Source organism: Gordonia sp. ALPHA1B1 (assembly GCF_005502615.1).
GTDB classification, from domain to species: domain Bacteria; phylum Actinomycetota; class Actinomycetes; order Mycobacteriales; family Mycobacteriaceae; genus Gordonia; species Gordonia hongkongensis.
Window position 1 is genome coordinate 1 of the sequence record NZ_SCOC01000065.1, and the last position, 10,632, is coordinate 10,632.

The 10,632-nt window shown below is 69.8% G+C and carries 7 protein-coding genes; 2 read left to right on the top strand and 5 right to left on the bottom strand.

What is annotated here, in order from left to right; all coding sequences use genetic code 11:
* Positions 1-70: 70 nt before the first annotated feature.
* The 5 genes from FFS52_RS22885 to FFS52_RS22905 form a co-directional block, all read right to left on the bottom strand.
* On the bottom strand, positions 71-694 hold the full coding sequence (locus tag FFS52_RS22885) for a hypothetical protein (protein WP_065631305.1): 624 nt from the start codon (positions 692-694) through the stop codon (positions 71-73).
* Between the two features lie 123 nt (positions 695-817).
* Positions 818-3,553, bottom strand: coding sequence for a LuxR family transcriptional regulator (locus FFS52_RS24085; protein ID WP_283205454.1), 2,736 nt, complete (start codon positions 3,551-3,553; stop codon positions 818-820).
* A 49-nt stretch (positions 3,554-3,602) separates the two neighbouring features.
* Positions 3,603-5,804: a DUF2254 family protein gene (locus tag FFS52_RS22895; protein ID WP_137811015.1), complete on the bottom strand. Its 2,202-nt coding sequence runs from the start codon at positions 5,802-5,804 to the stop codon at positions 3,603-3,605.
* Positions 5,805-5,858: 54 nt separating this feature from the next.
* Positions 5,859-7,274 carry an NAD(P)/FAD-dependent oxidoreductase gene (locus FFS52_RS22900; RefSeq protein WP_137811016.1) on the bottom strand — a complete coding sequence of 472 codons (1,416 nt, stop codon included), beginning with the start codon at positions 7,272-7,274 and terminating at the stop codon, positions 5,859-5,861.
* Between the two features lie 94 nt (positions 7,275-7,368).
* Complete coding sequence (locus FFS52_RS22905) at positions 7,369-8,361, bottom strand: hypothetical protein (RefSeq protein ID WP_137811017.1); 993 nt, start codon at positions 8,359-8,361, stop codon at positions 7,369-7,371.
* A gap of 156 nt (positions 8,362-8,517) precedes the next feature.
* On the opposite strand from FFS52_RS22905, the gene FFS52_RS22910 reads away from it, so the two are divergent.
* On the top strand, positions 8,518-9,156 hold the full coding sequence (locus FFS52_RS22910) for a response regulator transcription factor (RefSeq protein WP_137811018.1): 639 nt from the start codon (positions 8,518-8,520) through the stop codon (positions 9,154-9,156).
* Entirely contained in the window at positions 9,140-10,471 is a 1,332-nt protein-coding gene (locus tag FFS52_RS22915) for an ATP-binding protein (protein WP_137811019.1), read from the top strand. Before FFS52_RS22910 ends, FFS52_RS22915 begins: the two co-directional genes overlap by 17 nt.
* Positions 10,472-10,632 lie beyond the last annotated feature (161 nt).

A 10,632-nucleotide genomic window follows, 5' to 3' on the forward strand; every position in this document is an offset into this window, starting at 1 on the left:
CCTGCGAGGGCGTGGCGATGGTCATCGGATGTCCTTCGGGCGGGTCGGTAGGAGGGCTGTGCCGCGGGGGTCAGCCGGCGGTCGGGGCGGTGGAGGCGGCGGGTGCGCTGGGCGCGGCGTCGGCGATTGCCCGGGTCCGCTTGACCGCGAACACGATCAGCGCGATCGGCACGACCCAGTTGAGCAGGATGTTGCCCGGGTGGCTGCCGGACACCGACGCCGACGACGCCAGCAATCCGGCAACGATGTGCGAGCAGCCCATGAGTGCGATCGCCCCGGCCCACAAGAGGCTGATCTGGCGGTTCTTCGCGCGGAACACGGGTGAGTGCCACAGGGCGGGATCGACGGTCTCGCGGGCGTACTGCTCGGTGAACGGGACCGTGAACGCGGACACGGCCATGACCGCGGCGAGGACGAACGCCGAACCACCGCGACCGAAGAACACGAGCGCTTCGTCGACCTGAGTATCACCGACGATGCCGATGAGCGCGATGACGCCGAACAGGACGACCCCGGCGACGTCGATGATCTTCCAACCGCCGCCGGTGCGGACGGCCTCGTAGATGGTGACGGCCAGGGCCAGCGCGCAGGCGGCGATCGCGGCGAGCGTGACGTGGTCGGCACCCAGGCGTTCGGCCGCCCAGGCGAACACGAACCAGGGGGCGAGTCCCAAGATCATCGATTTGGCGTTCACGGGTGGTCTCCTTCGGTACGGCCGAGGTGGGTCCTCGTTGGGGGTACACCCACTGTCCGCCGTACCGATGACGCGTACATCTGCGTCATGACGGAGAAAACTGCGCCAACCGTGCGACGATGCTCAGTTCTGCTGCCGACCCACGACGAACGCGGCGAGTTCGACGCGGGTGCGCAGGCCGAGTTTGGCGAGGGCGTGGGAGACGTGGGTCTGCACCGTGCGGGTCGAGATGAACAGTCGGTCGGCGATCTCGCCGCCGCTCATGCCGGCCGCGACCAGTTCGGCGACGGTCGTCTCGGTCTTGGTGAGACTGTCCCAACCATGGGTCGGCCGGTCGCGTGCCGCGGGGCCGAGCCGAATCCCCAACGGACGCAACCGCGAGGCCACGCGTGCGGAGCTGGTGCTTGCTCCCATGGCACGCGTCAGTCGCATCGCTCGCCGGGCGAGCTCGCGGGCGCGGTCCCGGTCTCCCGAAAGGGCGACCGCGCACGCGGCTTCCTCCCACATGCACGCCTCGGACTGCCGGTCCCCGACCGCCTGCACGATCTCGGCGTACTCGTCGGCGGCGTGCACGATCGTCAACGGGTCCGCGTCGTGGAGCACCACCGAACACATCGCGCGGGCCACCGCGACGGGCCCGGACATGGGCCGCGCGGGCGGTACCGGGAACTCGTCGAGCCCGTCCAGAATGCTGCCGAGCAGCGCGGTGTCGCCCGCACGCGCGCCGATCCGCGCGGTCTCGAGAACGACGGTGGGCAGCCAGGAGTACAGACCGAACCGGTGGCCGTGGTCCCATGCGCTGCCGGCTGTCGTCGCGGCCGCACGTAGTTTCCGGTTCGCCTCGAGCAGCAGGGCGCGGGCCTGGGTGGGCACCGGGAAACCGAACTGGTCCGGTAGTCCCGTGTCGTCCCACGCGTCGAGGCGGGTCGACGCGGCCGCCAGATCGCCGCGCAGCACGTCGACCATGGCCCGCCCGCCGACCGCCATCGACTTCCAGCCCATGTCCGCGGAGTCCGCGCGATCCAGTCCGGCATCGAAAGATGCCGCCGAGTCGTCGAGGTCGCCGAGCCCGAGAGCTATTCCGCCGCGGGTGAACTCGTGGTAGGCGGTCATCCAGTCGGCGCCCCGGCTCGATCGCAACCGGGCGGCACCCGCGAGCAGGTCGGCCGCGGCCGCCGGGCCGTGCGCATACTGTTCGATCAGCGACGGCCAGATGTCGGCCGACGACGTCGACAGTGTGCCGCCGGCGGATTCCGCCGCGTCCCGACGCGAGGCGAGCAGCGCGATCCCGAGCGCCTCCTCCACCTCGCCGCGCAGGAACCGGCGTAGTGCCTCGGCGATCAGGCCGGACACCGATCGGGTGGACGCGTCCCGCTGGACGTCGAAGAACGGGGTGTCCGGCGCGGGTCTTCGTCCGTCGAGGATGCCCACGTAGTGCCGCAGGTCGGTGAGCGTGCCGGCGACGTCGTCGCCGACCGAGAGTTGCAGGGTCTCGTCGATCAGGTCCCGCACCCGGTCGGTGTCCCCCTTGGCGATCAGGGCGAACAACAGGATCCGATGCAGCTCGGCGAACTCGGCGATCTCGGTCGCCAGTCCCATGCCGTCCTCGGCGACGCGTGAGGCCCGGTCGAGTTGTCCGGTTCGGGCGAGGGCGAGCGCGAGTGCGGTGTTGACCCCCGCCGACGGACGTGCGGTGCCGGCCAACGTCTCCAGGAGTTCCGCCGCGACCGCCGGTGTGCTGGCGAGTTCGCTCTCGGCGCGGCGTACCGCCGCGAACATCGCGGTTTCGTCACTGCCCGAGGCGATTCGGTGATGTGCCACGGACTGCGGATCGTGCCGGGTACTGGGATGGCTGGCGATCGCGTCGTGCAGCACCGAGCGCAGCATCGGATCGAGTTGTTCGTAGGTGACGTCGGCGTAGAGGTCGTGCGTGAAGCGCAACGCTCCTCCGTCGTCGACACCGACGATCCCGGCGTCGATCGCCGACTGGGCCGGCCCGACCAGCGAGGCGGGCGGAACCGCGTCGACCGCGGCCAGTTGCGCGAGCGTCGCCGGGCGGCCCCAGACCGCGAGCTTCTGCGTCAGCTCGCGGGCACGACCGTCGAGGAGGGCGACGTGTTCGGCGATCGCGTCCTCGAGTCCACTCGGTACCCCCGACGCGGTGCGTGCGTCGACCGCCGCGTGACCGTCGACGATCCGCAGACCGCCCGACTGCTGCAGCGCGCGCAGCACCGAGATCACGTGCATCGGGTTCCCACCCGATGCACCGAGCAGCCCGAAGAGTTCGGCGTCCGGTGCGGCACCGACGGTCTCGATCGAGATCCGGTGGACCTCGTCGGCGCCCAGCGGGGGCAGGGACCAGTCGACGACCTCCGCTCGCGCCACCAACCGGTTCAGCAGATCCCGTTCTGGGAGCGGCCGCCGGCCGAGGAGCATCACCAGCGGTAGGACCCGCGTGGCAGGGACGAGGCGGGACAACAGTTCCAGGGTCGCCGCATCGGCGTGGTGGGCATCGTCGACGACGAGCACGAGCGGCCCGTCGGCACACAGCGTGTCCACGCGCGCGTAGAGATCGTCGTCGAAGCCATCGGGAACCGGGGTCGGCAGATCCACTCCGAGCAGCTGCCCGGCGAGTCCGAACGGTTGGCGCCACGACAATTCGTCTGCCCGCACCGTGCGAACGAAACCATCTGTGGCAGAGGCCAGTTCCCGGAGCGTATGGGTCTTTCCGGCGCCCGGGCCGGCGGTGATCACGCCGACCCCACGGCGGGCGGAACCCGAATCGCGTTGGGCAGCGGCGACGAAGTCGTGCATTTCGTCGACCACCGCACGACGGTCGGCGGACTGGGACGCGAGCACGGACTCAGGGTATCGGTTGTGTCCGATTCGCGTGATCTATCTGCTCACCTCACCGGCCGAACTCGGACCCGTATCCCTGCCGGTCCGCAGCCGCGGCCAGTCGCCGGTCGAGGTCGTCGGTCCAGTCGCGGGCGACCTGCGCGTCGAGCACGGCCAGTCGCTCGGCCACGGGCGAGCGCTGCGCGGGCCCGCACCCGGCGAGAAGGGACTCGAACAGCGCGCGCAGGCGGCGTTGCACCTGAACCTGGCCGGTGCTGTGCCGTCGGATCTCGTCGGTCCCGATCGCGACGTAGTCCGCCCAGCTGCGCCGGATGCCGCGGACCGAGGGGTCGCTCGAGAACTGTTCGCCGCGAAGCCGCGGAGCCAGCAGGAGCAACAGGTCCTCGGTGTGGTCGAGCGCCTGGACCACGACGCTCGGATCGTTGCTCCCAGCCGACATCGCCTTGAGCGCGATGTCCGAGATCGCCTGCAGCGCCGCGGCGGGACTCACCGAGGGTTGATGGGTGTCCCCGAACAGCAGACAGGCCAGCACGTGGCGCTTCTCCACCTGGGTCGGATCACCGACGATCTCGATCACCGGGAGATCGTGCGGCACATGGTCTCCGACGGCAACCAGCACGTTGATCCGCACGTTCCACGACGCCGCGTACCGCCGCAGACGATCACCGTTGACCGCCAGCAGGACCCGCCCCCGCGCGGTCACCTCGCCCAGCCTGATCTGCGTTCGCATCTCATCCGTCGCATTCGGGTCCGTCGCCGCGCCCGGGCCGGTCCCCAATAGCTCGGCGTCGCTCGCGTCGGAATCGGAGCGGGTACCGAACTCGGTTGCGGCGGTGCTCTCGTCGTGCCTGTCCGCCGGCGGCAGCTGCCGCACGATAGCCGACCGGCCGTCGTCGGCGATCCACTGCAGCAGGCGCGAGGTGTTCAGGATCGTCCCGACCTTCCCGACGAGCGCGATGAACAGGTACGCGCTGACGGTGGTGAGCATGAATGCGATCGCCGTGGACAGGCCGGGGGTCGGCTCGTCCGGACCCCCGACCGACAGGTCGATCGCGATGATCACGCTGTAGACGAAGGTCGCGAGAAAGAAGCCGGTGGACCACCGCATGACGGGTTCCTGCTGCAACATCGGGATCACCCGCACCGAGATCGACGACGCCCCGAACTGCATCGCGAGCGTGACGGCGGTGAACACGAGACCGGTCAGGGTCGCCATCGAACCAGCGATGACGCTGAGCAGCGTCGCCAGCGTTCCGGGATCGACTTCCAATTCGAGGAGTTCATCGAATCCGACGGTGGTCCACGCGGCGACGATCGCCAACGTCACCAGCACTACCGGCAGCCGCCAGATCGGGACCGAGCGCAGGGCCCGGCGCGTGCGCCGCCATCGGATAGCGGTCGCCAGCGCGCTCGGTACCTTCTCGGTCACCACGCCGACCGCCGTCGGGACGGACGCCGGCGGGGGAACCGGAACGGGAGCCGGCGCGTCGGGCACCCCGAAACGCCCCGCCACCGCCTCCTGCACGACGATCTTCCATCGCATCAACGGTTCTCGATATCGCTGCTCACGCCCGATCGCGCGAGCCAGTTTGCGGGGGCGGTTCTTGTATCGCCACCGGGCCCACGGTGATCGCGGCCGCGCGAGTCGCGCGGCACCGAACCACAGCAGGACCGGGACGAACATGCCCACCAGTCCGGTCCAGACCTTGCCCTTGATCAGGGTGACGATCGCCAGGAGCACGTTGAGCACGACGACACCCGCCGCGACCAGCCGTGCCACCAGGCCGTTCTCGTTCCGGATGTCCCCGACGACCTCGAACGCCCCGAACGGCTGCAACCCGAGGAGGAAGAGCAGACCGATGGCGATCGCGACGAACACCGCGTCGATCGACGTCCGCCCCTCCTCCGCCCAGTAGACGTCGCGCAGGTGGAGGATGAGCGCGAACTCGTCGAGCACGAGCGCCGCTCCGATGCCGAACAGGGCCGCCAGGACACAGTCGATCACCGGTGTCCGGAGCGGGTCGACCGCGACGAATCCGAAGCCCGCCACCAACATCGCCATCATGCCGAAGAAGGCGTGGTGCACATGCACCCCGCCCGGCGTCACGTTGCCCGGCCACCAGCTGACCTCAGCGCGGATCATCCGCACGCTGAAGCGGATGAAGAGGAAGGTCAGGACGAAGGCGAGTAACAGGAAGAACAACGGCAGGCGACCGGTCTCGACGATCCGCTCATCGAACCACCCGGTCATCCCCCGACCCTAGCGGCAGCGCCGGGGGTTCTCGCGGGCAATCGCGACTCTGATCTACGGGCCGAGCCGGCGCAGTGCACTCAGAGCCGCGTTGTGGCCACACATTCCGTGCACTCCGGCGCCCGGTGGCGTGGACGCCGAGCAGATGTAGACACCCGGGATTCCGGTGCCATACGGGTCGGCCGCGATCCGGGGGCGCATCACGACCTGGAGGGGATCGTTTGCCCCGCCGATGATGTCGCCGCCGACGAGGTTGGCATTGCTCGCGGCGAGATCTGCGGGCGTGCGCACAACGGACCCGACGATCCGATCGCGCGTCCCCGGCGCGAAGCGTTCCAGCTGCGCGAGCACAGCGTTCGTGGCGTCGCCGCTGTAGCCATGCGGCACATGTGCATAGACGTACACCGGATGGACGTCACCGACCGACCGCGCCGGATCGGCCAGATATTGCTGGGCGACGAGGACGAAGGGCCGCTCCGGCATCCGGCCACGATGGATCTCGGCCTCGGACGCGACGACCTCGGCGGCGGAGCCGCACACGTGCACGGTGCCCGCCCGACCGGAGAACTCGTCCCGCCACGGAATTCCGCCGTCGACGGCGAGGTCGAGTTTGACCGCGGCGGGCGCCCGCCGAAACCGTCGATACGCCTTACGGACTCGGCTCGGGAGTGCGTCCCCCGCAAGGTCGGCGACCGCGCCGGGCTCCAGGTCGAGCAGGATCACATCCGCCGGTGGGAGGTCGGAGAGGGAGCTGACCCGATGGCCGGTTTCGATGCGGCCGCCCAGCGTTGTCAGCACCGCGGCGAGGGCCTCCGGCATTCGGGCCGTCCCGCCCTTGATGATCGGCCAGCCGTACCGATGCGAGATGGCGGCGAACATCAGCGCGAACGCAGAAGTGGTCGGCCGGGTGAGCGGGTACCACCCATGGGCGGCGTTCCCGGCGAACAAGGCCGCCGCCTCGTCCGTGTGCCACACCCGTCCCAGGACGGTTGCGGGCAGGAGAGCGGCGGGCCCGAACCGGGCAAGCGGGCCGAGATGACGCGGCACGTGCAGGAGCGGGCCCAGCACTTCCTGCGCCAGGTCGTCGAAGTTCTCCGCCAACGGACCGAACAGGCTCCGCCATCGTGGGCCGTCGACCCCGAGAAGCCGACTGGTCTCGTCCAGCGAGTTCATCATGGCGCCGGCCCGGCCGTCGGGCAGCGGGTGTGCGAGGTCGATCTCCGGCCAGCCCCATTCCAGGCCGTGGTCGGCGAGTCCGAGGCTCTGAAAGAACGGCGATGCCAGCCCGATCGGGTGGACGGCCGCGCCGTCGTCGTGCATCAGGCCGGGCAGGATCCGCTCGGACGAGCGGGCACCACCACCGATCGTCTCGGCCGCCTCCAGCACGGTCACCACGATGCCCCGCTGCGCGAGGGTGATGGCGGCGGCGAGCCCGTTGGGGCCCGCCCCCACCACGATGGCCGAGGTCATGAGCGGCATCGTATTCGATGTGCATCGGCACGACCGCGATCGCAGAACTCGATGCCGGGCTCGACATGGTGGTTGCCCGGATGAGCCGCCCGCCTCACTGCATGTCGGGGTGATCGGAATGTCGGGCCGGCCCGGGCTCGCTGCGTCTGGCGGACGCCAGGCGGGACGACGCCTGCGCGCGTAGGGCGGCGACGTCCGCTGCCGGCGCCGGCGCGGTGGACGCCGCGAGTGAGGCATCGGGCAGGTGTCGACGCAGCTCCTCGATCAACGCCGCGGCCTGCCCGGGTGGACCATCGTCGTCGTGCACCACGCAGATCGCGAACTCCGAATCGGCCAGGCGTGCCAGGGCGGAATCGGCGGGAAGCAATTCGACGCAGGTCCGGGCCCGGCGAACCAGTCGCTGCTCCCTCTCGCGCGGGTCGTCGGTCGTCCCGGAGTCGTCGACTGACCACGAGATCACCGTGACCGCCGCGGCCGACCGCCGTCCGTCGAGGAGCCCCGCGGTCGCGAGTTCCCAGCCCGCGCGGTTGAACACGCCGGTCAGCGGGTCAGAGCAGACCGCGGTGAGCAGCGTCCGCGTCAGCAACCCGAACGACTCGGCCGCCGCCGGGATGGCGACGGCGACGACGATGTAGGTGCTGAGGTACTTCGGTGCGGGCGCCACGGCAAGCGCGACGACGCACCCGGCCGTCAGCACACCGATGAACGCCCACGCCTGCCGACGCGGAAGAGTGGCACGGACGTACATCGCCAGGAACATAGCCGCGATCATGCACAGGAACTCGGCGCTGATCAGCTCGTGGAACGCCATCACCGCGGGGGTGGCGACACCGGCCGCGATCACGGCCGGTAGCGGGCGCTGCGGCCGCACCGACAGCCACCCCAGCGCCGCGAGCCCCAGCACGACGGCGACCAGTCCCCCGGTCGGGTCGGACAGGGTCGCCGAGTCGTCGGTCGGGAACAGCGTGAGAGCCACGCCCACCGCGTACAGCAGCGTCGTCACCGCCAGATAGGTCCGCAGCACATGCAGCGGCGATCGCGGGAGCGGGCCCCTCAGCGCTCCCAGGTGCAGGTCCGGTCGATACATCCCCCACTCCGATCCTCGGTATCGGTCCCCGATCCGAGGTTGCCAAATCGCGTCGAGTTGCGCGACCGGCGCGGGGTGCTCACTCGGTATGACCCATTCGGGGACGGGAGCACTGTTCGGCTCGGTTCAGGGCCTCACCCCGCCTATCCTGATCCGATGGACACCCTCGTCACCGTGGTCGTCGTCGACGACCACCCGTTCTTCCGCGACGGTGTATCCCGTGGCCTGAGCGCCAGTGGGCGGGTACGGGTCGTCGGCGAGGCCGCCGACGGCCTGGCCGGGCTCGAGCTGATCCGTCGGGAGAAACCCGACGTCGCGGTGGTCGACCACCAGATGCCGCACATGACCGGCGTCGAGGTCGCCCATGCGGTGACGCGCGACGGGTTGCCGACCCGGGTCCTGCTGCTGTCCGCGGTCACCGACGGCCCGATCGTCTTCCGGGCGCTGCAAGAGGGTGCGGCCGGTTATCTGTCGAAGGACGCCGATCGCGACGACATCGTCGGCGCGGTGACCCGGGTGGCCAAGGGAGAGACGGTGGTACCGCCGGAACTCGCCGCGGGACTGGCCGGCGAGATCCGCGCGCAGACCCAGCGTGATGCGCCGGCCCTGAGCGAGCGGGAGCGCCAGGTGCTCACGGGATTTGCACGCGGACAGTCGATTCCACAGGTCGCCGCCGAGCTCTACATCGGTGCGTCGACGGTCAAGACGCACACCCAGCGCCTCTACGAGAAGCTCGGCGTGTCCGACCGTGCGGCCGCGGTCGCCGAGGCGATGCGCCGTGGGCTCCTCGAATAGCGCGGACCCCTCGAAGCCAGGGGTCGACGACGGTGGCAGCGTCGAGATCGCGGGAGCGACACGCTATCTGGGTCTCGACGAGTTCGCCGACGAACCGCGGATCCACGACATCCTGATCGACCACGCGATCCGGGGAATCCGGATCCAGGTGGTCCTCCGACTGTTCCTGTCGCTGTTCGTGTTGCTGACCGTCAGCCTCGACCCACCCGCGCACGCGGAGACGTTCAGCGTCGTGACGGCGATTCTCTACGCGGCCTGGTGCATCGGCGGGGCGGTCGTGGTCGTCCGCCATGAATCAGCGATGATCCGATACTCGTGGATCGCGCTGCCGATCGACCTCCTCCTGCTCACCGCGCTCGCCGTCGCCGCCAGCCAGTCCAACGAATTGAGTTGGACCACCGACGTTCTCCTCAGCGGATTCGTCCTCGTGCCGATGATCGCGGCGATCGCGTTGCAGCCCAGGACCTGTGCGGTCGTGGTGATCGTCACGACCGCGGTCTACGCCGCCTCATCCATGCTGGCCCGCACGTCGAACGGCGAGCCGTGGTCGGTGATCGTCTTGCGCATCCTCGTCGTCGCGGCGTTGGCCGTCGGCGCGATCCTGTTGTCCCGCCTACAACGATCCCGGGTGAGGACGATCGGGGCGCTCGCCGCCGAACGCGCCCGATTGCTCGACGCGACGATGGAGATCGAGGAACGCGAACGCCGAGATCTCGCCGACAACCTCCACGACGGGGCCCTGCAGTATGTGCTGGCGGCGCGTCAGGAACTCGCCACGCTACGCGACTCCGCCGATCCGGTGACCCTCGATCGCGTGGACGGTGCGTTGCGCGACGCGGCGCAGTTGCTGCGTTCGACGCTGAGTGAGCTGCACCCGGCCGTTCTCGAACAGGCCGGTCTGTCGGTGGCCCTCACCGACCTCGCCGCCTCGTTCGGTAGCCGCGCCGGTGCCCCGACGATCTCTGTCGACACCGCGGGCTGGCCGCCCGAACTACGCACGTCCGCCGACTCGCTGCTGTTCGCCACCGCGCGCGAATTGCTGACGAACGTGACCAAACACGCGTCCGCGACGACGGTCGACGTCACCGCCGAGTTCGATGCCGGCCGAGCGCGCCTCGTCGTCGTGGACGACGGCATCGGGCTACCTGCCGACATCGACGTCGACGAGTTGATGCGTCAGCGACAGGCCAAGGGACACATCGGACTTGCCTCGCGTCGAGTGCGCATCGAAGGCACCGGCGGCACGTTGTCACTGGAGAATCATCCCCGCGGTGGAACCGTCGCAATCGTCGAGGTTCCTGCCCGCGAGGTGTGAGGCACGCAGGGCCCGTGGCCACCGCATGTCCCCCGATCGGTGGACGTGCCATTCACCCCACCCATCACCCGGTCAGCGGAATCCCCCGACCACCCATCCCCGGCAAAGTCAGTGGTGTCACCAACACAACCCCCACACCACACCGGAGCCCACCATGAAAA